The organism is Microbulbifer maximicatervae (SeqCode), from assembly GCF_052467325.1.
The window spans coordinates 3,580,001-3,601,322 of the sequence record NZ_CP174310.1 but is presented as its reverse complement, the minus strand read 5'-3'; the positions used below and the strand labels follow the sequence as shown (position 1 = coordinate 3,601,322).

At 52.9% G+C, this 21,322-nt stretch carries 23 protein-coding genes; 11 read left to right on the top strand and 12 right to left on the bottom strand.

The genetic code is table 11. From position 1 onward, the window contains the following. Positions 1-120: 120 nt before the first annotated feature. Together ACJJIE_RS16050 and gpmI are read right to left on the bottom strand one after the other, a co-directional pair. The gene (locus ACJJIE_RS16050) at positions 121-1,248 is read right to left on the bottom strand and encodes a murein hydrolase activator EnvC family protein (RefSeq protein WP_444892324.1); all 1,128 of its coding nucleotides are present in this window, start codon (positions 1,246-1,248) and stop codon (positions 121-123) included. After that, a complete protein-coding gene (gene gpmI / locus ACJJIE_RS16045; RefSeq protein ID WP_444892323.1) occupies positions 1,248-2,795 on the bottom strand; it encodes a 2,3-bisphosphoglycerate-independent phosphoglycerate mutase in 1,548 nt (515 codons plus the stop codon). The genes ACJJIE_RS16050 and gpmI overlap by 1 nt, the downstream gene beginning before the upstream one ends. 216 nt (positions 2,796-3,011) lie before the next feature. Between gpmI and ACJJIE_RS16040 the strand changes: the two genes are divergently transcribed. From ACJJIE_RS16040 to smrA, 6 genes are all read left to right on the top strand, one after another. Continuing rightward, entirely contained in the window at positions 3,012-3,428 is a 417-nt protein-coding gene (locus tag ACJJIE_RS16040) for a rhodanese-like domain-containing protein (RefSeq protein ID WP_282930770.1), read from the top strand. A 30-nt stretch (positions 3,429-3,458) separates the two neighbouring features. Beyond that, positions 3,459-3,719 (top strand): glutaredoxin 3, encoded by a 261-nt coding sequence (grxC, locus tag ACJJIE_RS16035; protein WP_444892322.1) that lies wholly within the window; start codon positions 3,459-3,461, stop codon positions 3,717-3,719. Between the two features lie 160 nt (positions 3,720-3,879). Further along, positions 3,880-4,371: a protein-export chaperone SecB gene (gene secB / locus ACJJIE_RS16030; RefSeq protein ID WP_444892321.1), complete on the top strand. Its 492-nt coding sequence runs from the start codon at positions 3,880-3,882 to the stop codon at positions 4,369-4,371. A gap of 133 nt (positions 4,372-4,504) precedes the next feature. Further along, positions 4,505-4,957, top strand: a complete 453-nt coding sequence (locus tag ACJJIE_RS16025) for an acyl-CoA thioesterase (RefSeq protein WP_444892320.1) — start codon at positions 4,505-4,507, stop codon at positions 4,955-4,957. After that, entirely contained in the window at positions 4,950-5,813 is an 864-nt protein-coding gene (locus ACJJIE_RS16020; RefSeq protein ID WP_444892319.1) for an SDR family oxidoreductase, read from the top strand. The genes ACJJIE_RS16025 and ACJJIE_RS16020 overlap by 8 nt, the downstream gene beginning before the upstream one ends. 18 nt (positions 5,814-5,831) lie before the next feature. Continuing rightward, positions 5,832-6,419 (top strand): DNA endonuclease SmrA, encoded by a 588-nt coding sequence (gene smrA, locus ACJJIE_RS16015; protein WP_444892318.1) that lies wholly within the window; start codon positions 5,832-5,834, stop codon positions 6,417-6,419. 90 nt (positions 6,420-6,509) lie between these two features. Here smrA and ACJJIE_RS16010 read toward each other — a convergent pair whose 3' ends face one another. Continuing rightward, positions 6,510-7,070, bottom strand: coding sequence for an META domain-containing protein (locus ACJJIE_RS16010; protein ID WP_444892317.1), 561 nt, complete (start codon positions 7,068-7,070; stop codon positions 6,510-6,512). A 64-nt stretch (positions 7,071-7,134) separates the two neighbouring features. After that, positions 7,135-7,608 carry an META domain-containing protein gene (locus tag ACJJIE_RS16005; RefSeq protein ID WP_444892316.1) on the bottom strand — a complete coding sequence of 158 codons (474 nt, stop codon included), beginning with the start codon at positions 7,606-7,608 and terminating at the stop codon, positions 7,135-7,137. A 177-nt stretch (positions 7,609-7,785) separates the two neighbouring features. Here ACJJIE_RS16005 and pyk point away from each other — a divergent pair, with 177 nt between their 5' ends. Next, on the top strand, positions 7,786-9,222 hold the full coding sequence (gene pyk / locus ACJJIE_RS16000) for a pyruvate kinase (RefSeq protein ID WP_444892315.1): 1,437 nt from the start codon (positions 7,786-7,788) through the stop codon (positions 9,220-9,222). 456 nt (positions 9,223-9,678) lie between these two features. On the opposite strand, the gene ACJJIE_RS15995 is transcribed toward pyk, so the two are convergent. The 5 genes from ACJJIE_RS15995 to hutC form a co-directional block, all read right to left on the bottom strand. Continuing rightward, entirely contained in the window at positions 9,679-10,185 is a 507-nt protein-coding gene (locus ACJJIE_RS15995) for a hypothetical protein (RefSeq protein ID WP_444892314.1), read from the bottom strand. A 96-nt stretch (positions 10,186-10,281) separates the two neighbouring features. Beyond that, the gene (locus tag ACJJIE_RS15990; RefSeq protein WP_282930781.1) at positions 10,282-10,614 is read right to left on the bottom strand and encodes a hypothetical protein; all 333 of its coding nucleotides are present in this window, start codon (positions 10,612-10,614) and stop codon (positions 10,282-10,284) included. Between the two features lie 280 nt (positions 10,615-10,894). Next, entirely contained in the window at positions 10,895-12,445 is a 1,551-nt protein-coding gene (gene hutH / locus ACJJIE_RS15985) for a histidine ammonia-lyase (protein ID WP_444892313.1), read from the bottom strand. Between the two features lie 267 nt (positions 12,446-12,712). Then, on the bottom strand, positions 12,713-14,389 hold the full coding sequence (hutU, locus tag ACJJIE_RS15980; protein ID WP_444892312.1) for a urocanate hydratase: 1,677 nt from the start codon (positions 14,387-14,389) through the stop codon (positions 12,713-12,715). 89 nt (positions 14,390-14,478) lie between these two features. Continuing rightward, positions 14,479-15,189, bottom strand: a complete 711-nt coding sequence (gene hutC / locus ACJJIE_RS15975; protein ID WP_282930784.1) for a histidine utilization transcriptional repressor HutC — start codon at positions 15,187-15,189, stop codon at positions 14,479-14,481. Positions 15,190-15,376: 187 nt separating this feature from the next. On the opposite strand from hutC, the gene hutI reads away from it, so the two are divergent. From hutI to ACJJIE_RS15955, 4 genes are all read left to right on the top strand, one after another. Next, positions 15,377-16,606: an imidazolonepropionase gene (gene hutI, locus ACJJIE_RS15970; RefSeq protein WP_444892311.1), complete on the top strand. Its 1,230-nt coding sequence runs from the start codon at positions 15,377-15,379 to the stop codon at positions 16,604-16,606. Continuing rightward, entirely contained in the window at positions 16,590-17,552 is a 963-nt protein-coding gene (hutG, locus tag ACJJIE_RS15965; protein ID WP_444892310.1) for a formimidoylglutamase, read from the top strand. Before hutI ends, hutG begins: the two co-directional genes overlap by 17 nt. Positions 17,553-17,682: 130 nt before the next feature. After that, positions 17,683-18,582 (top strand): LysR family transcriptional regulator, encoded by a 900-nt coding sequence (locus tag ACJJIE_RS15960; protein ID WP_444892309.1) that lies wholly within the window; start codon positions 17,683-17,685, stop codon positions 18,580-18,582. 91 nt (positions 18,583-18,673) lie between these two features. Continuing rightward, positions 18,674-19,075: a RidA family protein gene (locus ACJJIE_RS15955; RefSeq protein ID WP_444892308.1), complete on the top strand. Its 402-nt coding sequence runs from the start codon at positions 18,674-18,676 to the stop codon at positions 19,073-19,075. A gap of 42 nt (positions 19,076-19,117) precedes the next feature. Here ACJJIE_RS15955 and ACJJIE_RS15950 read toward each other — a convergent pair whose 3' ends face one another. The 3 genes from ACJJIE_RS15950 to ACJJIE_RS15940 form a co-directional block, all read right to left on the bottom strand. Next, the gene (locus ACJJIE_RS15950; protein WP_444892307.1) at positions 19,118-20,137 is read right to left on the bottom strand and encodes an alpha/beta hydrolase; all 1,020 of its coding nucleotides are present in this window, start codon (positions 20,135-20,137) and stop codon (positions 19,118-19,120) included. A 30-nt stretch (positions 20,138-20,167) separates the two neighbouring features. Beyond that, positions 20,168-20,590, bottom strand: a complete 423-nt coding sequence (locus tag ACJJIE_RS15945; RefSeq protein WP_444892306.1) for an organic hydroperoxide resistance protein — start codon at positions 20,588-20,590, stop codon at positions 20,168-20,170. A 265-nt stretch (positions 20,591-20,855) separates the two neighbouring features. Further along, positions 20,856-21,299, bottom strand: coding sequence for a MarR family winged helix-turn-helix transcriptional regulator (locus ACJJIE_RS15940; RefSeq protein ID WP_444892305.1), 444 nt, complete (start codon positions 21,297-21,299; stop codon positions 20,856-20,858). Positions 21,300-21,322: the final 23 nt, after the last annotated feature.

Sequence of the window (21,322 nt, the reverse complement as noted above, 5' to 3'; positions counted from 1 at the left end):
GAGAGCATTAGGCGGGTGTGTAATCCCGATCGCTGTGATTTGCGAGGGGGCTCTATAACGGGTGTGTGGAAAATGCACGGGATTTTACGCCTCGTATTATGCCCTCTGTGCCAGCCCCGATCAGGAGCTGCACCAAACCGTAGGGTCCTGCGCTTTACCCCGGTGGCGAATTTCGAAGTAAACACCGCTATGGCTGAGTCCACCGCTATTGCCAACCCGAGCGATGGTGTCACCACTTTCCACCCACTCGCCAATATTGCGGGTGAGGGACTGGTTGTGGGCGTAGAGACTCATGTACTCCTCTCCATGATCCAAGATAACCAGCATGCCGTGGCCGCGCAGGTAATCGGAGAAAACCACGCGGCCGCGGTGAATTGCCCGCACCGGCTCTCCCTCATTGGCGCGCAAGGTGACACCTTTCCAGGTGATGCCATTGGCGCGGCGCTGTCCATAGGCATTGGCGCGGCGGCCATCAACCGGCCACTGCATCTTGCCCCGCTGGCGCGCAAAGGGCTTTTGCTCGCTGGGGTTTACCAGTGAGGCGATGGCGCGACCTACTTCGTCGATCAATTTTTGCAGGCGTGTGCGATCCCCTTGGAGCTGCTTGAGTTCACCGCTGCCATTGGAGAGCCGCGCCGCCAGTTTATCCAGCGTGTCCTTGCGATTCTGCTGTGCGACGCGCAGTTTGCTCTGGCGTTTCTGCAGCTGCTCTCGCTCGGCTTTCAAGGTTTCGCGCTCGCGCTCAATGGAGACGGATACGGTTTCCAGTGAGGTGAGGGTTTCCAGGTAAGCGTCTATGATACGGCTGCGTTCTTGGAGGAAGTAATCGTGGTAGCGGAGATGGCGGGCGACGTTCTGTGGATCTTGCTGGTTGAGAAGGAGCTTGATCTGCTCCTGTCGGCCTAGTCGGTATGCGGCGGCGATCTCCTGCTCGACCCGCCGCTGCATACTTCGTCGCGACTCCTGCAGTTGCTGCTGTTCCTGCTGGAGTTCGCGCAGCTTGTCCGAGCGGCTGCGCATATCCTGTTTGATCTTGTCTATGCGCTGGTGCAGCCCGGAAATATCTTTCTCGTTCTCTTCCAAATCCTTGAGCAATTGGTCGCGCTGGCCTCGCACCTGGTTGAGTTCCTGTTGCAGGGACTCAATGCGTTGCTTGATTTGCGCCAGGCGCGCCTGCTCATCTCCCTCTGCCTGGCTCCAGGCGGGTAGGGAAATCAGTGTGATCAGGAGGAGTACGAGAGTTTTCATCAGTCCATTTTTACCAAACTTTGGCCGGTCATTTCCGTCGGCTGTGGCAGATCCATCAACGCTAACATGGTTGGTGCTACATCCGCCAGACTACCTCCGTCACACATTTGCACATTGCGCTCGCCGATATAAACAAAAGGCACCGGCAGAGTGGAGTGCTGGGTGCTGACCTGGCCGGAGTTTGCGTCGAACATTTCTTCCACATTGCCGTGGTCGGCAGTTATCAGCACTTCGCCGCCGGCAGCCAGAGCGGCGTTTACGACGCGCTCTACACACTGGTCCAGGGCTTCGACGGCTTTTACTGCCGCCTCGAAAACACCGGTATGGCCGACCATATCGCCGTTGGCGTAGTTGCAGATAATGGCGTCGTACTCGCCGCTCTCAATCGCCGCTACCAGTTTGTCAGTGACAATTGGCGCATTCATTTCCGGTTGCAGATCATAGGTGGCCACATCCGGTGACTTGATCAGTTCGCGGGTTTCGCCGTTGTAGGGCTCTTCGCGGCCGCCGCTGAAGAAGAAGGTAACGTGGGCGTACTTCTCTGTCTCGGCGATGCGCAGCTGGGTTTTGCCCTCTGCAGACAAGTACTCGCCGAGGGAGTTGACCAGGTTTTCTGGCGGGAAGGCACAGCTGGCGTGGATATCGGCAGCGTATTCGGTCGTCATGACGAAGTCCGCCAGCTGCGGCTTGGCTTTGCGCTCGAAGCCGCTGAAGTCCTGCTCGGTAAAAGCGCGGGTTAACTGGCGCGCGCGATCCGGGCGGAAATTCATAAAGATAAGGGCATCGCCGTCTTGGATGGGAGCGGGCTCGCCAATCACCGTTGGCGCGACAAATTCATCGTTTTCACCGCGCTCATAGGCCGAGGCCAGTCCTGCCAGGGCATCACTGGCACTGTGCTCTGCTGTACCCAGGGTCAGCATGTCGTAAACGGACTCGGTGCGCTCCCAGCGCTGGTCGCGATCCATGGCGAAGTAGCGCCCGGCCAGGGTAGCCATATGGGCATTGCCGACGGAGTCACACACCTGCATCAGGCGCGCCAGGGAGGGTTCGGCACTGCGCGGTGGGGTGTCGCGGCCATCGAGAAATGCGTGTACATAAATAGCGCGGGCGCCGCGCTGTGCCGCCAGGGTTATCATGGCGACAATATGGTCTTCGTGGCTGTGTACGCCGCCTTCGGACAGGAGTCCCATAATATGGACGGCGCCGTTTTTGGCGATAGCCTTATCGACCGCAGTGGTGTAAGCGGTATTGCGGAAGAAGTCGCCGTCCTGGATGGCTTTGTTGATCCGGGTGAAGTTCTGGTAGACCACTCGACCGGCACCCAGTGTCATATGGCCGACTTCCGAGTTGCCCATTTGTCCATCGGGCAGGCCCACCGCCATACCGGAGGTCTGGATCAGGGTTTTTGGGCGGGTCGCCCAGATATTGTCCCAGACCGGAGACTTGGCTGCGTGAATCGCATTGTGCTCGGGATTGTCGCTGTGGCCGAAGCCGTCCAGAATCAGCAGGACCAGGGGGCGTTTTTGCGGGGCTTGCGTAGCGGCCATAGCGACAGTATTCCTCTTCCAAGGGTTAAATTGCGGACGCGGATTTTAACCTGTGGGGCTGGTATTTCACCATGTTATTTAGCTTAAGCCGGATTACAAAGAGGCTGGGGCGGAGGGATTTGGTTGATTAGAATTTCGCCATGATCGTGTATACTCCCGCCGGCATTGGGCGCCGTAGCGCCCTATTGATTACCACTTGAGGATTTTGGGGGCGAAGTGGATTTTCTCGACTTTTTAGCTGAGCAGTGGCTGTTGGTCGGCCTGCTTGTGGCATTGCTTTACGCATTTGTTTTGACTGAGCGATTCAAGTCTGGCGAGCCGGCATCACTTCATGAAGTGACCAAGCTGATCAATAGCGATGGGGCCAAGGTGTTGGATATTCGCGATCGCAGCGAGTTCACTGCCGGTCATATTGTCGACTCCCTGCATATTCCCCACGGGGATGTGGCTGAGCGCATTGCCGAGCTGGAACCGTTTAAAGACAAGACCATTATTGTCGCTGACAAGATGGGGCAGCACGCCGGTCCGGTCGGGCGCATGCTGAAACAGAAAGGTTTCCAAGTGCGTCGCCTGCAGGGCGGAATGAGCGAGTGGGCTAACCAGAACCTGCCTGTCGTTAAAGGCAAAGGTTAACCTGAAGTATAAGTTTGACGGAGTTTTGTCATGCAGAATGTTGTCATTTATACCACCCGTTTCTGCCCCTACTGTATTCGCGCCAAGCAGCTGCTGGATAGCAAGGGCGTCGCCTATCGCGAAATTCCTGTGGACAATAACCCCGGTTTGCGCGCAGAAATGGCTGACAAGGCGGGGCGCCGCTCGGTGCCACAGATCTGGATTGGCGATAAACATGTAGGTGGTTGCGACGACCTGATGGCGTTGGAGCGCGGTGGTCAGCTCGACAAATTGCTGAAAGCAGCGGGATAAGTGGAAAACTGACGCGACCGCCAACATGTGGTCCCCAATTTTTGCTATTTATCCGGTTCGGGCCTTGAAACGTTTTGGCGAGGCCCCAACTGTTGGGTTATTACCGGAGCCTTTCTCAGGGAAGGCATCAATAAACTTTTTATAATGAACAGGCTGTAACATGGCTGAAGAATTAAATGGCGCAGCGGCAAGCGCAGAGGCTCCACAAGTACAATTTGCGATGCAACGCATCTACCTGAAAGACCTCTCCTTTGAAACCCCGATGGGTGCTGAGGTCTTTAAAAAGCAGTGGAAGCCCCAGGTTAATCAAGAACTCAACACCAAGACTGCGAAGATCGACGAAGATCTGTACGAAGTAGCTCTGACCCTGACTATCACCGTAAAGCTGGAAGAAGACACTGCTTTCCTGGTAGAGGTAAAACAAGCTGGCTTGTTCGGTATCAAAGGTCTAGAGGGTCAACAGCTGGCTCAGGCCCTGAACACTGCATGCCCACAGATCCTGTTTCCCTATGCCCGTGAAGTGATCGATAACGCTGTAGTTAAAGGTTCTTTCCCGGCACTGATGTTGCCGCCGGTGAACTTTGATGCGCTGTTTGCTAATGCCCTTGAAAAGGCACAGAAAGAAGCAGAAGGTGCTAAAGCGAATGCCTAATTCGCTTTAGCGCAGCTGGCACGATAGAAAGGTCCCTTACGGGGCCTTTTTTTATATCTGTGATCTCCCCGGGGATAGCTTCCGTTTTTACTGACTGTCCCTTCGCAACCGCAGTACAAACCTGGAGCCGCTTATGCAGTGGGATCTGTCAAACCCATTTATTACCAAAGTGACGGTTGGGGCCGAACATGTGGATGGTCTGAGTCACGCCAACAATGCGGAATATGTGCGCTGGTGTGAGGCTACCGCCTGGGCTCACAGCGCAGCCCTGGGGCTGGATGTCACGAATTATCAGCAGCTTGACCGGGGAATGGCAATTCGTCATGGCGAGTATGACTATATACTGGCGGCCAGAGAGGGGGAGGAATTGCTGTTTGGCACCTGGCTCACTGAGGTGGATGGGCGTCTGAATATGACTCGCCGCTTTCAGGTGTTTCGCGCCGCCGATAAGGCATTGGTATTGCGGGCCGAATGGCGGATGGTGTGCATTGAGCTTTCCACTGGCAAGCCAAAACGTATGCCGGCGATCTTCAAGGAAATTTACAGTCCGGCAGTAACTGCCCCGGAGGCTGAAAAAAATGAGTGAAGAGTTTGTATCCCTGACCAACAATTCAGGGGCGCTTAAGGACAAGACCATCTTTATCACTGGTGCCAGTCGTGGTATCGGCCGGGCGATTGCCCTTAAGTGCGCGGCAGATGGTGCCAATATTGTGATTGCCGCTAAATCGGCAGAACCTCATCCCAAGTTGCCTGGAACTATCTTCTCGGTGGCGGAGGAAGTTGAGAAAGCTGGTGGTAGTGCACTGGCCCTGCAGGTAGATGTACGCGATGAGCAGCGAGTCGAGCAGGCTATGTCGGAGGCTGCCGAAAAATTTGGCGGCATCGATGCTGTGATTAATAATGCGGGTGCGATCAACCTGACCAATGTTGAGTCGACACCACCGAAGCGCTATGACCTGATGCAGAGTATCAATAGTCGCGCGGTGTATCTCACCGCCCACTTGGCGACTCCCTATCTGAAAAAAGCTGACAACGCTCATATTCTCAGCCTGTGTCCACCACTGAATATCCAGCCCAAGTGGCTGGGGCCCTTCGCCCCCTACGCCCTGTCAAAGTTTGGCATGACCATTCTCAGCTTGGGGTTGGCAGAAGAGCTGCGAGAGGCGGGGATTAGTGTAAACACCTTGTGGCCGCGCACACTGGTGGCCACTGCTGCGATTGAGTTTGCAGTGGGTAGTCGCGATATGTTTGAGCAGAGCCGCAAGCCCTCAATTATGGCCGATGCGGCCTATGAGATACTGGCGACTAAAGATGTTGCCTTGAGTGGTCGCCAGCTAATCGATGAAGAGCTGTTGGCAGAGCGCGGTGTGAAGGATTTCACCGGTTATGCCCACAATCCAGCCAATGCAGACAATTTAACCAAGGATTTATTTCTCGACTGACGCTGGCAGGGGGTATTTGTGAGCAGCGACAGCAAATTATTTAAAGACGCTCTCGGTGAAATGGGAGACGTTAAACCGCTGGCGCAGGAGCGCCGCGTCAATTTGCGCAAGGAGCCGAAGCAATCTGAGTCTATGTTGCGGGAGCGCCGTGCCGCTGCCACGCGCCTGACAGAGCGGGAAATGAACCCCCTGTCCGGTGAATATATCGATTTGGTAGAGCCCTGGGATCCGTTGGAGTTCAAGCGCGATGGTGTGCAAAACGGGGTCTATCGCAATTTGCGCCTGGGCAAATACAGCATAGATGCGCGCCTGGATTTACATCGCCATTCTGTGGAGATGGCGCGCAGGGCCGTAATGGAATTTATCCGTGATTGTGTTGAAGCGGATGTGCGCTGTGCCCTGATTACCCACGGTAAGGGTGAGGGGCGAAAACAACCGGCGTTATTGAAAAGCTGTATCAATCACTGGTTGCCGCAACTGCACGAAGTACTGGCTTTTCACAGTGCTCAACCCCAACACGGTGGCTTGGGAGCAACTTATCTGCTGCTGAGGAAGAGTGAGCGTAAAAGGCAGGAGAATCTGGAGATACATCAAAAACGCCGTTAAGGTTCTTTTGTAACTTTTCTGTCACTTATGCAAATTAAGATGCGCCGCTGAGGCTTTCCCCTCAAGAGTGCTTTTTTAGACTCCTAAAGCTCATCTTTTTGATTCTTCTTGATTGTCATTCTGGCGACCCAATGGGTCGCCTTTTTTATAGGGCTGTGCCTGTCGGTAGCTGCGGTCTACTTGTTCAAACTCAATTCGGGCGCTGCCATCGGTACTGCTGATCATCATTTTGGTGCCCACGATAACTATCAAATCAGATTTCCTCAGGGCATTGAGGTAATCGATCTCTAATTCATCACTGGGCTGGGCGCCACCCATACGCGCAATAGCGGGAATTCGCTCCCAGGTGAATGCTCCGTTGCTAGTGAGAGAAAATCGACCGAGGTAGGGATTGGTACCACTATTGCCCCTGACGTAACCAAAACGGTCGCATTTAAAGAAGGGTCTATCTCGCCAAAACCTGCTCCAGCTTAAGGTTGAGTCATAGGTGCGCCCGGAGTAGTACAAGCTTGATAGCACCCACTCATGATCGCAGGCAGATGATGCTGATCGCTGTAGTTGGGGAATGGGGGGATTGGGGGTGCTGCAGCCTGCAAGTACCAGGTTGCATAAGACAATACTCAGCAGTAAGTGAAAAGCACGACGTGGCATGATGTCGTTCTCATTGTTTTTGCGACATTTAACCTAAAAATTTACAGGTCTTCTGTGGCGGCGTTCAAGGTCCGGCCTTTACGTATTCTATATAGATATCACCGGAGGGGTCACGCAGTATCAAACGGCTACCGCGTGATTTAGTAAAAGCCTGTCGAGTGGCGGCGAGGGCGCTGAGGTAGGCATGCTCTTGCCGCAACAACGGCTCGGGGCCGCCCATCTTGGTGGAGACGAAGCTGGAGGTATCCCACAGTAGCTGTCCGTTATCGGTTACCTGCATTTCACCTCGGTAGGTGTTTATACCACTCCTCCCCATAACATTACCTTGGAGATTGCAGACAAAGGTAAAGTCAGTCGGCCTCTGGATATCGACTACTCCACCTTTGACGCGTAGGCGTACCAGCTGCCACTTCTTACCACAGACCGCACCCATGCTACCTGAGGATTGGACAACTTGGGCCTCTTCGATTTGATTTGTTAGGCATCCGCCGACAACTAGTAGGGCTCCCAGAAGCCATATTTGCACCAACCTACTCATCGACGAGTAACTCCCAAACACAGACCCTTCTCCAGCCCACACCCAAGCTAGCCGCTTTCTGGCTTTTACAAAAGCTTAGTTGTTGGCTGCAGTGACGAGACGACAGCAGTGACAAGCTATGCTTGTACTGATGTAAAAAAATAGTATTTGGCCATCGATTAAAGGACGGTCGTCGATATGATTAGACGCACCAAGATTGTTGCCACCCTGGGTCCAGCTACCGATAAAGAAGAAACGCTTCGGCAGTTAATCAAAGCCGGTGTGGATATGGTTCGCCTGAATTTCTCTCATGGAAAAATTGATGACCACCGGCGCAGAGCGAAATTCATCCGTGAGGAGGCCGAACGTCAGTGCCGACATATTGCCTTGCTGGGAGATTTACAGGGACCAAAAATTCGTGTCGGGAAATTCACTGATGGGCGTATATACCTGCGCAAAGGTGAAGAATTTATTTTGGACCCGGACTGGGATAAAGAAAGTGGCTGTCCTGAAGGTGTCTGGGTTGATTATGAAGCGCTCGCAGAAGACTGTAATGAGGGAGACTGCCTGTTACTGGATGACGGCCGGTTGCGTTTGCGAATCAAAAAAATTATTGGACTGTCATTAAAAACTGAAGTTGAAAATGGTGGCTGGTTATCGGATAGAAAAGGAATAAACAAACAAGGTGGAGGTCTTACTGCGCCAGCACTGACAGAAAAAGACCACTGCGATATTAAGGTCGCCGCAGAATTGCAGGTAGATTATTTAGCTGTTTCATTTCCTCGCGATGCTCGTGACATTCACAAAGCGAGAAAGTTACTCAGAGAGGCGGGCGGCACTGCACATATTATTGCCAAAATTGAAAGGGCTGAAGCGGTATCCAATGATGCTCGCCTGGAAAAACTTATCTTAGCAAGTGATGCCATTATGGTAGCACGTGGAGATCTTGCTGTAGAGATAGGTGATGCAGAATTAATGGGAGTACAAAAACATTTAATCAGTTATGCCCGTTATCTCAATCGGGTAGTTATTACGGCGACACAAATGATGGAGTCGATGATTTCAAGCCCTGTGCCTACTAGAGCGGAAGTCTGCGATGTGGCCAATGCAGTACTGGATGGTACTGATGCGGTAATGTTATCTGCTGAGACGGCGGCAGGTGAATATCCTATTGAAACCGTTAAGCATATGGCTGAAGTTATTCTTGGAGCAGAAAAACATCGGAAAATTTATTCCACGCCGGAAAGCCTGCGCGGTGATTATCCTGCGGGTGATGCATGTATTGCCATGGCCGCTATGATCATAGCGAATCATTGCCGTGAAATTAAAGCCATTATTTGCCTGACAGAAACTGGAAATACCGCGCTATTAATGTCGAGAGTTTGTGCATTAATTCCTATCTACGCTTTTTGTCGGCATCAAAAGTGCTGCAATCGTGTAGCCCTCTATAGCGGTGTTGACCCCGTATTAATGGATGTCTCCAATATGGACGGCCCCTTAAGGGATCAAAAGGCAATCTCTTATTTACAGGACAAAGAGCTGCTAATATCTGGAGATTTTGTGCTGATATCTCGAGGTTATCAACAAGACATTGGTGGCCACACCGATACCCTGCGTATTGTCCGAGTGCCCTGATATGTGTTGCTAAGTATCAAAGTTTGATTGTAATAATAAGCTACCCCGCACGGACACACCTTACCAACACTTTGGTTTCTAACTCCTGCTCAACACAGTGAAATTTTTGACCATCAAGGGTTAATGACTTTGGGCCTCCCTGGGGCGCGGTTGTCGAACAACCGGCAACTCCTGTCGCCAGGGCCACGGCAAGCAGAATAAGTAACATTTTCTGCACCGCAGTTACCTCTTCGAGTGGTTTGAGGAAAGTAATCCCGAATAACTTGTTTATTTAGGGTAGAGGTAATAGCTGTCATTGAGATGTATTGGACGCCAATTTGTTAAAAGTGGCGACAGTGAGCATTGAGTAGGAGGCTGATTATAAGGAAGGTTGTACAGAGGTTAGCGACTAACTACCCCCGCTGCATCTTCTAATGGTTTGCTACAGCGGGGGTAGTTGCCTAGTAGATCTTGGAGTTAGCGTCTACCGCGATGATGCCCTCCACGATGATGTCCACCGCGAACGCGATAGTGGCCTCTATGGCTCCGGTAGCCGGCGCGGTGATAGCTTCTATAGCCTCGGTGGTGGGCCCGATAGCGAGCGTGAGACGACCGCGGATAATAGAAACGGTTGTAGTAAGGCATTCCGCGATAGTAATAGCGAGCCCGGTAACGAGGGTGGCCGCGGAATGATGCGGATCGGTAGTAGGCGTAGCCGCCGCCGTAATAGTAAGTATTCACCGGGGTGTAACCAACGGTCTGGTAAACCGGTGTTCTATAGGAGGCTAGATAGACATTACTCGAAGCGTAATAGTTGGGCGTGGCATAGGGATAAGCGTAGGAGGAGGTGTAAGCGACTTGCCCTCCACTTGGTCCACCGTAGCTGGTATAAGTGGCGTAGTAACCATCGGTGGCACAGGCGCCCAGGGCTAGGGCTGTGCACACCGTGGCGGTGAGAATCACCGTTCTTACAGCTCTATTCATAGTGCTTTCTCCGGTAAGTGGAATTTCCCCCCGGAGAGGCCCGGCAGGGGCCAAGCCCCTTAGGCGCGCCAACTAGGCGAGCACAGAATCTCAGGTTTAGTAAGGTCTTGCGCGTGGCGGTGGATCGACAATTTGATACTGGGTATTTACAACCGCAGGCGGTCTCAGGCGATAAAAGTTGCCGTCCCAGTAGAAGTTACAGTGCTGCATATTGTGACAAGTGCCATCCGGGTGGCAGTGGGCATAGCGACCACGCAGGTTGTAATACGTCTTGTTGTAATAAGGACTGTAACCGTAATAACTGGCGGAGCAATCGTTGCCTCCACAGGGATAGCCGGATGTTCCATTACAGGCCGACAGAGCCAGTCCTGCTGCGATGGCGAGCGCACAACCTGAGCCTCGCAGCAATCTAGTGGGCAGCGGTTTCATCAAGACCTCCACACCTATTGGCGGGTAACACTTCTACATTCAGCCTAGCATTTTTGGCGCGCAAATCATCACGAGGCAAAGTAAATGTTCTAGCAAAGCTGAATACCGAGGCAGGTCTGTATTGGTTGATGGAAACTGTTCAGTTTCAATTTGATAGACCCACTTGTTCGGAGTCAAAAAAGGTAAGGTCGGCAGGCGGGTGAAACCACTAAAAATTCGCACATTGTGAGAAAAATGGTTCTCTCGCAATGTGCGAATCAAGTCATGAAGGCTCTTTAACCTAGTGACTGCTGGGCAGGAGATTGGGGTCTATTGAATCTAAGTAGGCGCCGCTGCTCAGCAACTGCTTTGCCTCTTCAATATCCGGGGCAAAGTAGCGGTCCTTGTCATAGAAAGGTACTTGGGCGCGAAGTTTTGACTTGGCTGCCTCCAGTTTTTCCGTGGATTTTAAAGGAGCGCGGAAATCCAGTCCCTGGCAGGCAGCGAGTAGCTCCACCGCCAGGATGCCACAGGTATTGTCGGCCATATCCCGCAGGCGACGGCCGGCAAAGGTGGCCATGGATACATGGTCTTCCTGGTTGGCGGAGGTGGGCAGTGAGTCCACGCAGGCAGGGTGCGCCATGGATTTGTTTTCACTGGCAAGCGCCGCTGAGGTGACCTGGGCGATCATAAAGCCGGAGTTCACCCCGCCATTTTCCACCAGGAAGGGAGGCAGGCCGGATAGGTTGCTGTCGATCAACAGCGCCATACGACGCTCGGATAGGGAGCCGATTTCTGCCAATGCCAGCGCCAGGTTGTCGGCGACCATAGCAACAGGCTCCGCGTGGAAGTTACCGCCGGAAATAATGTCGGAGTTATCTGGATTTTCCTCGTCGGTAAATACCAGCGGGTTATCGGAAACACCATTTGACTCGGCCAACAATACTTCGGCAGCGAAGCGCATCTGCTGCAGACAGGCACCCATTACCTGGGGCTGACAGCGCAGGGAGTAGGGGTCCTGCACTTTTTCACAGAACTGGTGGGAATCACCGATCTGGCTGGTTTTACCGAGCAGGTCCCGATAAATTGCCGCTACGTCGCGCTGAGCCTGTTGGCCGCGGGCGTTGTGAATACGATCATCGAAGGGGCGACGTGAGCCCTTGGCGGCTTCCAGGGTAATAGCACCGGTTACCAGGGCGCCGGCGAATAAGTCTTCACTGGCGAACAGGCCGAGCAGGGCAAAGGCGGTAGAAGCCTGGGTGCCGTTTAGCAGGGCGAGGCCCTCTTTGGGGGCCAGGGTAATGGGCTCTAGTCCCGCAGCTTTGAGGCCTTCGTGAGCACTCTTGCGCTCGCCCTTGATAAATACTTCCCCTTCACCGAGAAGTACCACGCTCATATGAGCCAGCGGCGCCAAATCGCCAGAAGCGCCGACAGAACCTTTCTCAGGGATAGCAGGGTAGACACTGGCATTGACCAGTTGCATTAAAGCTTCGATGACCTGCGGGCGCACACCGGAGAAGCCGCGCGCGAGCGAGTTGATTTTCAACACCATCAGCAGGCGCACGGTGGCTTCACTCATAAAGTTGCCGGTACCGGCGGCATGGCTCAGTACAATAGCGCGCTGCAGGTTTTCCAGGTCGTGCTTTTCAATGCGAGTGTTGGCCAATAAACCAAAACCGGTATTAATTCCGTAAACCGTGCGTCCCTCGGTAATAACCTGGGCAACAGTGTGGGCAGAGGTTTCAATAGCGGGATAGGCGCTTTTCGCCAGGGACAGCTGCACCGACTCGCGGGCTACACGGCGCAGTTGCGCAAGGCTCAATTGACCGGGATCGATTTCCAATTGATACATAAATTCATTCACCAAAAAATATTTACTGCTTAGCAGGCTGTTGAAAAACATCCTGCGCGGGCGGTGCGAAAGCGCCTGCCGCAAAATCAAGCACTGCAATTGCTTGATTTGAGTGCCCATCTTTGTGGACATGTACCGCAAAGATGGCTTGAAAAAGTCGCTTGTAGGCTTTTTCAACACCCTGTTAGGCGCCGGCGGCGCAGCCCGATAAAAATTATTCGGGCTGTAAAAGATTTCCGCCGGCGGTATTTTTATTGCGGTAAAAAATCAGTCGTTCAGCATGGGCAGGTCCAAGCCCTGCTCTTTTGCACATTTTTTTGCGATCTCGTAACCGGCATCGGCGTGGCGCATTACGCCGGTGGCGGGATCATTCCAGAGAACCCGTTCGATACGTTTGCGCGCAGCTTCGGTACCGTCACAGACAATGACCACACCAGAGTGCTGGGAGAAGCCCATGCCTACGCCACCACCGTGATGCAGGGATACCCAGGTAGCGCCGGAGGCAGTGTTCAGCAGGGCATTCATCAGCGGCCAGTCGGAGACAGCGTCGGAACCATCTATCATGGCTTCAGTTTCGCGGTTGGGGCTGGCTACAGAGCCGCTGTCGAGGTGGTCGCGGCCGATCACTACCGGTGCTTCCAATTCGCCGTTGGCTACCATCTCGTTAAATGCCAGTGCTAGGCGCGCGCGATCTTTCAGGCCCACCCAGCAAATACGTGCGGGCAGTCCCTGGAAATGAATCCGCTCGCGGGCCATATCGAGCCAGTTGTGCAGTTGCGGATTGTCGGGAATTAGTTCCTTAACCTTGGCATCGGTCTTGTAGATATCTTCCGGGTTGCCGGACAGGGCCGCCCAGCGGAAAGGACCGACACCTTCGCAGAACAGAGGGCGAATATAAGCGGGTACAAAACCGGGGAAATCGAAGGCATTTTCCACACCTTCCTCGAGAGCCATCTGGCGAATATTGTTGCCGTAGTCGAGGGTTGCGGCGCCGCGCTTTTGCAGCTCCAGCATGGCTTCAACCTGAACCGCCATAGACTGTTTGGCTGCCTTTACTACTGCGGCTTCATCTTTCTTGCGCATCTCCGCAGCGTATTCCATGGTCCAGCCCTGGGGCAGGTAGCCATTTAAAGGATCGTGAGCGGAAGTCTGGTCGGTAACCGAATCTGGCAGAATATTGCGCTTTACAATTTCCGGGAAAATATCTGCTGCGTTGCCCAGCAGGCCAACGGAAATGGCTTCGCCTTTTTCCATCGCGGCTTCAATCATTTGCAGGGCTTCGTCGAGGCTGGTGGCTTTTTTGTCTAGATAGCCAGTGCGCAGACGGAAATCGATACGGGTTTCGTCGCACTCTACGGCGATCATGCTGAAACCGGCCATGGTCGCCGCCAGTGGCTGAGCGCCACCCATGCCGCCGAGGCCGCCGGTAAGAATCCATTTGCCTTTCGCTTCGCCCTTAAAATGTTTGCGTGCGATGGCGGCAAAGGTTTCATAGGTGCCCTGGACGATGCCCTGGGAGCCGATATAAATCCAGGAGCCGGCAGTCATCTGGCCGTACATGGCCAGGCCTTTTTTATCCAGCTCGTTGAAGTGTTCCCAGTTGGCCCAGTGGGGCACCAGATTGGAGTTGGCAATTAATACCCGGGGCGCGTCGGCGTGGGTTTTAAAGACACCGACGGGTTTGCCGGACTGCACCAGCAGGGTTTCGTCGTCTTCCAGGCGCTTCAGTACTTCGACTATTTTGTCGTAGCACTCCCAGTCCCGCGCGGCGCGGCCGATACCGCCGTAAACCACCAGGTCTTCCGGGCGCTCGGCTACCTCGGCGTCCAGGTTGTTCATCAACATGCGCAGGGGAGCTTCGGTGAGCCAGCTTTTGGCATTGAGCTCATTGCCGCGAGGCGCGCGGATTTTGCGGCTGGGATCGTGGCGATTGTCGGTAGACATAGCTTCCTCGTCAATTTTTCTCGTAAAAAAATTCACACGTCCCGGATTTGATTGTTTCTTTTCCCAGGGCGCGCGGGATAAATCAATAACTAGAATCTCAGTTGTGCACCGAGGCGGTATCGATTGCCTGGGTGAACCAGGCGCGCGAAGCTCACGGTGCCGGCACTGCATTTAGTGCGCCGCCAAACCTGGAGGCACGCATCTCCGGGGGCAATTTCCAGAGCGTGGGCGATAGCGGCTTCCGCAGCTATGGCCTCGACGGTTGTATCGGCCTCGGTTAGCGGTGCGACTTTGGAAAGATAGGCGTTGGGGGTGGTGTGGGCGAAGTCTTGGTCCAGGTAATCCGGAGCCAGGGCTGGATTGGTAAATCGCTCTTCCCACTGCACCGGTAAACCGTTGTCACAGTGCACAATAATGGAGTGAAACACTTTTGCCTGTTCGGGCACTTCCAGTGCCAGGGCTACATCGGCGCTGGCGACACAGGGTTGAGCCAACAGGATGCGGTTGCTGTAACTGTGCCCCCGGGCCGAGATCTCGTCGGCGATATTGCGCACTTCCAACAGTGAGCTGGCGGGCACCGGCTCGGCAACAAAAGTGCCCAGCCCCTGGGAGCGCATCAGAACGCGCTCATCGGTTAACTCGGTGAGTGCCCGCCTTGCGGTCATCCGGCTCACACTGAATTGCTGTGCCAGTTGGTTCTCCGAGGGCACCTGGGAATGAATTGGCCACTCGCCAGACTCAATTTGTTGGCGGATATGGCGCTTGATGGCCGCGTATCGGGGTTCACTTGCAGTATTCATAGACTCAGGTACAGTGCTTCCGTGGCTTGTATATTGTTGTATATACAAGAATAGTTACGGCTACTATGGTTTCCCTGCTGCGGGCTGTCAAGTCGAAGAGGGGAGCTGTATCCTGCCCGTTACTGGTTTGTCGGTCATCGGGCCGAGCATCTATGGTTTAAAAGGAAAAGCGTGCCGCTAAAAGCTTATGTCAGAACGCTGTGATTTGCTGATTACCAATTTGAATGCCGCCACAATGGACCCATCCATTGCCGGTGGTTACGGTGTTATCGAGGATGCTGCAATTGCGGTAACCAAAGGTCGGATCGTTTGGATTGGTCCCCGCCGGGATCTGCCCGAGTGCACCCCAGACCGCATTGTTGATGGCGAAGGTCAATGGGCAACTCCGGGCCTGATCGATTGCCACACGCATCTCGTATATGGAGGCCATCGCGCAGGGGAGTTTGCCCGTCGCCTGGGGGGGGAGAGTTACGAAGAAGTGGCTCGCTCTGGCGGGGGTATTATTTCTACCGTGCGGGCGACACGGGGTGCCAGTGCCGAGAACCTGTATAAGTTGGCTGAGCCACGTCTGCACGCCCTAATGGCCGAAGGCGTTACGACCGTGGAAATTAAATCCGGTTATGGCCTGGACCTGGATACTGAACTAAAGCAATTGCGCACCGCGAGACGACTGGCGCAACACAACTCAGTGGAAATAGTAACGACCTGTCTGGCAGCTCACGCTCTGCCACCGGAGTACGACGGTCGTGCTGATGAATATATCGACCTTATCTGCGAGCAGATATTGCCCGCTGTAGCCCGCGAGCAGTTGGCCGATGCAGTGGATATGTTTTGCGAGACGATTGGGTTTACTGTCGATCAGTGCCAGAGAGTTATCGATGCAGCGAAAAAACTGGACCTGCCAGTAAAAGTGCACGCCGAGCAGTTGGCGCGTACAGGGGCCACTGAAATGGCGGCAAAGTCCGGGGCATTATCGGTAGATCATATTGAATATATCAGCGATGCCGATGTACTGGCGATGGCGGAAAGTGGCACCGTGGCAGTGCTTCTACCAGGGGCTTTCTACACTCTGCACGAAACCCAGGTTCCGCCCATTGAAAAATTACGCGAGGCAGGGGTTTGTATGGCATTGGCTACAGACCTTAATCCCGGGAGTTGTCCAATCGCTTCCCTACGTTTGATGATGAATATGGGTTGTCAGTTGTTTGGCTTAACTCCGGCAGAGGCTCTCGCAGGTGTTACCCGTGCAGCCGCTCGGGCACTGGGTTTGTGTTGTTCTCGCGGTGCACTGCGGGAGGGGCTTCGAGCAGATATTGTTCTTTGGCCGATGGATACCCCGGATCAACTCGCTTATGAAGTGGGTGCTCTAAAGCCTGCAAAAATTTTCTTGGGAGGTCGCGATGTTACAACTTGCTGATATGCAATTATGGAGCGGTCGCACTGATTCTGAGGATGGGCGAGCGGGTGAGCGTTGGCACCAGCGGATTTCTCCTTTGCAGTTAGATGATGCTCCTGGCCTCACAATTCTAGGTTTTGCTTCAGATGAAGGGGTACGCCGAAATAAAGGGCGTATCGGTGCAGCGAAAGGTCCGAGAATCCTGCGTCTGGCTATGGCTAACCTGCCGGCCACTTTCGATGCGTCCTTATACGATGCGGGTAACGTCAGAGTCGAACGGGAAGACTTGGAGTCTGCCCAATCGCTATTGGGTGCCCGTATCAATGAGTTGCTCGGTGCCGGTCACTTTCCTCTGGTATTGGGAGGCGGCCATGAAATTGCTTTTGGCAGTTATCAGGGGATTGCCCGCTGGATGCGCGAGCATCACCGCGAGAGCAGTCTGGGTATTATCAATTTTGATGCGCATTTGGATTTACGCACACCTGCGCCAAAGGGGTCATCGGGTACGCCATTTTTCCAGATTGCAGAGCAGTGCAGGATAAATGGCCGCGAATTTAATTATCTCTGTGTGGGTGCGGCGGATAACGCCAACACACCTGCTCTCTATCAGAGAGCTGATGAATTGGGTGCCCAGGTTATTCGGGACCGTGAAATCAGTAGTTGGAATCTGAATACAGTTCAGGCGCGAATCCGCGACTTTATCGAGAAGGTGGATTTTGTCTATCTGACGGTATGTCTGGATGTATTGCCGGCGGCAGTAATGCCAGCGGTGAGTGCCCCCTCTGGCAGGGGAGTTTCCATGGAGTTTTTGGAAGTCTTGCTGGATACCGTTTTGGAATCCAATAAAGTTTGTTTGGCGGATATCGCTGAATTTAATCCTTATTTCGATATTGAGGATCATGGTGCGCGTACCGCAGCCCGCTTAGGTTTTCAAATTGCAAATCGTGCGGCCAGAAAAATTCCCTGAGTATTTGTAATAACACAGCGCGGCCACTATGGCTTTGGAGGTCGCGTTAACTTCAGTATTAGAAACCACTATTTTAATCTTTATCTACAGCCGTAAGTGACTGGCAGAAAGCTCCGCTTTTGTAGTTGATATGATCAAAGATCTTGAAATTAATCACTTAAAAACCCTGGAATTACTATTCAGGGTTGAAAGTATCTCCCTTGCCGCAGAGCATCTGCAGGTTTCGCAGCAAGCTGTCAGTTTGCAGCTGAAGAAGATTAGAAAAATAGTTGGGGATGATCTATTTGTGCGTACAGGGCATGGGATGGCTCCCACCAGTTATGCAAAATTTATAGAGCCACAGATTCGACAGGTGCTAACGTTACTCAGTGAGATTCCTGTCCCGGGCTCACTTGACTCAAGCCAGACTTTCCGAACTCTGGTGATTTCTGCAACAGATTACGCGCAAAAAGTGGTTGTTGCCGAATTGATCCAAAGGGTCAAGCAATATGCGCCGAAAGTGAAATTTATTGTCACTAATATTGAAAGCGTCTCGCTCACCCAGAAAATGCATCAGGGAGAAATTGACTTAGCTTTCACATCAGCGGGGTATGTGCCTGATGGAATTAATACACAGGTGCTCTTTAATGAGCGTTATGTCTGTGTATCGGCTAATCCTATGTATAGTTTAGATGAGTTGATCCCTATTGATCAGTTGATGCAATCTGATTTTGTGATTACATCGCCAGGGGTTGGAGGCTTGCGCGGTTCAGCCGATCGTTGGCTAGAGGGGCAAGGCCTAAAAAGAGAGATTGTTGTTTCGGCGCCCTCTTTTTATATAGCCCAGGAGTTTTTGAAAAGGACGGATACCCTGGCCTTTATTCCCTCTAGGTTGATGCCTTGTGAGGGCTTGGTTGAAATTACCTTGGATAAGTATCCACCTGGCTACGAAGTTGTAGCCGCCTTTCATCCCCGAGTGGAAAATGATCCATTGGTAAGTTGGATTCTCAATGATCTGCACCAGCGGTTTTCTAAGTCAATGGCTTCCTGATTGTATCCGTAACAAGCTTTACTCCATAGCTTTGGCAAAGCTGCCTTTCTACTATGATTTTTTCAAAAGCTAGAAAGCGTACAGGTCTGTTATGAGTATTCTGAATATTAATCCTTCTTCACTTTATGATGGCAGTTCTTCCTGCCTATCCCACGCCCGAGTCGATACCAAAACAGGCTTGGTATTTGTATCGGGTCAGGTGGATTGGGATAGTAATTGTGAAGTTAAAAACAAAGGGGTTGGTGGTCAGGCGGAAAGCGTCATGCAAAACTTATTGACAGTATTGGATGAGGCCGGATCGTCGGTAGAGAACCTTTTGCAGTTACGTATCTATGTGCGTGGAGAAGTTAGTGAGCATCTGGGGGAAATAGTCCCCGTGCTATCTAAATATTTGGGTACTACTCGCCCGGCAATCACGGGAGTGGGAGTCACATCCCTGGCGTCGCCAGAGACATTGATCGAAATTGAGGCAGTGGCCAAAACGCTACTTTAAGTACCTGAATAAAAAAGCCCCGCATTGCAGGGCTTTTAAGTTTTACTTGAGGTGTTCCCTAAGCTCGGAGCCTGCTTGATCAAGAGCATCCTGCACTGCGGGCACGTCACTCAGGGCATTTAGTAGGCCGTAGTCGTGAATCATGCCGTTATAGCGAACAGCGGTTACGGTCACACCAGCTTCGTTAAGTTTGCGGGCGTAAGCTTCCCCTTCATCTCTCAGCACATCCATCTCAGCAGTCTGCACCAGAGCGGGAGGCAAGCCGACCAACTGGGATTTGCTTGCGCGCAGAGGTGAAGCATAGATCTCGTTACGCTGTTTGGGGTCGGTAGTGTAGTTATCCCAGAACCACTTCATCATATCCCGTGTCAGGAAGTGATCCTGGGCGAACTGCTTGTAAGAAGCGTTGTTGAAGTTGGCATCGGTAACTGGCCAGAGCAGCAGTTGGAATTGCAGATCCGGTGTTCCTTTCTCTTTCGCCATCAAGGCAACCACGGCTGCCATATTGCCACCGACACTGTTACCGGCCACGGCAAGACGGGAACCGTCGACACCGATCTTTTCGCCATTCTCCGCGACCCACTGGGTAGCCGCATAAGCCTGGTTAATTGCAGTCGGGTACTTGGCCTCTGGAGATGGGGTGTAATCCACATACACCGCAGCGGCGCCGGAGCGTTGAACCAGATCGCGGATCAAGCGTTCGTGAGTCGGGTAGTCACCCAAGACCCAGCCTCCGCCGTGGAAATACATAAAGGCGGGAATCTGGCCCCGGGTGTTTTTCAGTTTAACGATAGTCAGTTCCAGCTTTTCGCCGTTAACCCTAATAGTTTTCTTGCTGACTTCAGCGGGCGGCAGTTGCGCACCCTCTTGGGCTCCGACCAGGACGGCACGGGCATCTTTTGGTGATAGTTGCTCAATGGGTTTGCCGCCACCTTGCGCCAGTGCTTGAAGGAACCCCTGGGTATTTTTCTCCACACCAGGGGAAATAGAAGCAGACGCAGAAGCCATACCAAGAGCAAAGAAAAGGGGTAGTGCCAGCTTGGAAATTTTTAAGCCGTTCATAACGGATACCTTCAACTCTCTACCGGTTGCTTAAGCGGATATGTGCAGGCGCACATCAACATTGCCTCGGGTTGCATTGGAATAAGGGCAAACTTCTTCGTGAGCGGTGTTGGCAATTTTTTCTGCCGTCGTCTGATCCAGGCCAGGAAGATCGATGTAGAGGTCAATATCCAGACCGAACCCCTTACCCTGGGGACCGATTCCAACTTCAGCGCGCACAGTGGTTTCTTCCGGGACTTTTACTTTCTCTTTACCGGCGACAAACTTAAGAGCGCCAATAAAGCAGGCAGAGTAACCCGCAGCAAACAGTTGCTCTGGGTTGGTGCCATCGCCACCGGGGCCGCCAAGCTCTTTGGGAATACTGAGCTTTACGCTTAACTTTCCATCTGATGATTGAGCTTCGCCATCACGGCCGCCATTTGCGGTTGCTACTGCGGTGTAAACTGTTTGCATTAACCTGTCCTCATTGATGTGTGTTTGTCTGTCAGAAGCCGCCTGGAATGGAGTCCAGTCCTTTTCCCGCTGGATTTATTGAGCTGGGGGTAGTAGTCCGGATTTCTAAGTCAGCTTCTAAACAGCGCGTCAGCTTGGACGCCAGATAAAGTTATTGCGATAACTATTATTGCGATAATTAAATTTTGCTATAAGGGCGATAGCTATAACAAATGGAGCCAAAGCGGGGGCCCCGCTAATGGCGGGGCGATAAAAGAGGGGAAGATTAGGGGTTCGCTAAATATTGGCGAAGCGTTTCTATTTGCGTCTTTAGCGCCCGTGCAGACTGAGGATTCAAGCCACAGGCATTCAGCACTTGAGTGGGAATTGAAGCAGCTTCTTTTTGCATCGACCTACCGGCATCAGTCAGCTCGATAATGACTCGACGCTCGTCCTCCGGGTCTCGGTGGCGGTTGATCAGCTTCTGATTCTCCAATCGTTTGATAACTGGCGTTAGGGCACCCTTATCCTGGCCGAGCCGCAGACTCAGCTCCGTAGCGGTGATTCCATCGTCTTCCCAGAGCACCAGCATCATCAAGTACTGGGGGTAGGTTATTCCCAGTGTCTCCAATAGAGGCTTGTACATCTTGTTCATTGCCAGGGAGGCAGAATATAGGCTAAAGCAAAGTTGGTTATCGAGTTTTTGGTCTTCGTTTATGGACTTGGCCATAGGCACACCCTACTTACCGGTGG

Excerpts from the sequence above, each read along its gene's own strand:
- ACJJIE_RS16050 (WP_444892324.1), bottom strand. The coding sequence starts at position 1,248 with ATGAAAACTCTCGTACTCCTCCTGATCACACTGATTTCCCTACCCGCC.
- gpmI (WP_444892323.1), bottom strand. The coding sequence starts at position 2,795 with ATGGCCGCTACGCAAGCCCCGCAAAAACGCCCCCTGGTCCTGCTGATT.
- grxC (WP_444892322.1), top strand. The coding sequence starts at position 3,459 with ATGCAGAATGTTGTCATTTATACCACCCGTTTCTGCCCCTACTGTATT.
- secB (WP_444892321.1), top strand. The coding sequence starts at position 3,880 with ATGGCTGAAGAATTAAATGGCGCAGCGGCAAGCGCAGAGGCTCCACAA.
- ACJJIE_RS16025 (WP_444892320.1), top strand. The coding sequence starts at position 4,505 with ATGCAGTGGGATCTGTCAAACCCATTTATTACCAAAGTGACGGTTGGG.
- ACJJIE_RS16020 (WP_444892319.1), top strand. The coding sequence starts at position 4,950 with ATGAGTGAAGAGTTTGTATCCCTGACCAACAATTCAGGGGCGCTTAAG.
- ACJJIE_RS16010 (WP_444892317.1), bottom strand. The coding sequence starts at position 7,070 with ATGCCACGTCGTGCTTTTCACTTACTGCTGAGTATTGTCTTATGCAAC.
- ACJJIE_RS16005 (WP_444892316.1), bottom strand. The coding sequence starts at position 7,608 with ATGAGTAGGTTGGTGCAAATATGGCTTCTGGGAGCCCTACTAGTTGTC.
- pyk (WP_444892315.1), top strand. The coding sequence starts at position 7,786 with ATGATTAGACGCACCAAGATTGTTGCCACCCTGGGTCCAGCTACCGAT.
- ACJJIE_RS15995 (WP_444892314.1), bottom strand. The coding sequence starts at position 10,185 with ATGAATAGAGCTGTAAGAACGGTGATTCTCACCGCCACGGTGTGCACA.
- ACJJIE_RS15990 (WP_282930781.1), bottom strand. The coding sequence starts at position 10,614 with ATGAAACCGCTGCCCACTAGATTGCTGCGAGGCTCAGGTTGTGCGCTC.
- hutH (WP_444892313.1), bottom strand. The coding sequence starts at position 12,445 with ATGTATCAATTGGAAATCGATCCCGGTCAATTGAGCCTTGCGCAACTG.
- hutU (WP_444892312.1), bottom strand. The coding sequence starts at position 14,389 with ATGTCTACCGACAATCGCCACGATCCCAGCCGCAAAATCCGCGCGCCT.
- hutC (WP_282930784.1), bottom strand. The coding sequence starts at position 15,189 with ATGAATACTGCAAGTGAACCCCGATACGCGGCCATCAAGCGCCATATC.
- hutI (WP_444892311.1), top strand. The coding sequence starts at position 15,377 with ATGTCAGAACGCTGTGATTTGCTGATTACCAATTTGAATGCCGCCACA.
- hutG (WP_444892310.1), top strand. The coding sequence starts at position 16,590 with ATGTTACAACTTGCTGATATGCAATTATGGAGCGGTCGCACTGATTCT.
- ACJJIE_RS15960 (WP_444892309.1), top strand. The coding sequence starts at position 17,683 with ATGATCAAAGATCTTGAAATTAATCACTTAAAAACCCTGGAATTACTA.
- ACJJIE_RS15955 (WP_444892308.1), top strand. The coding sequence starts at position 18,674 with ATGAGTATTCTGAATATTAATCCTTCTTCACTTTATGATGGCAGTTCT.
- ACJJIE_RS15950 (WP_444892307.1), bottom strand. The coding sequence starts at position 20,137 with ATGAACGGCTTAAAAATTTCCAAGCTGGCACTACCCCTTTTCTTTGCT.
- ACJJIE_RS15945 (WP_444892306.1), bottom strand. The coding sequence starts at position 20,590 with ATGCAAACAGTTTACACCGCAGTAGCAACCGCAAATGGCGGCCGTGAT.
- ACJJIE_RS15940 (WP_444892305.1), bottom strand. The coding sequence starts at position 21,299 with ATGGCCAAGTCCATAAACGAAGACCAAAAACTCGATAACCAACTTTGC.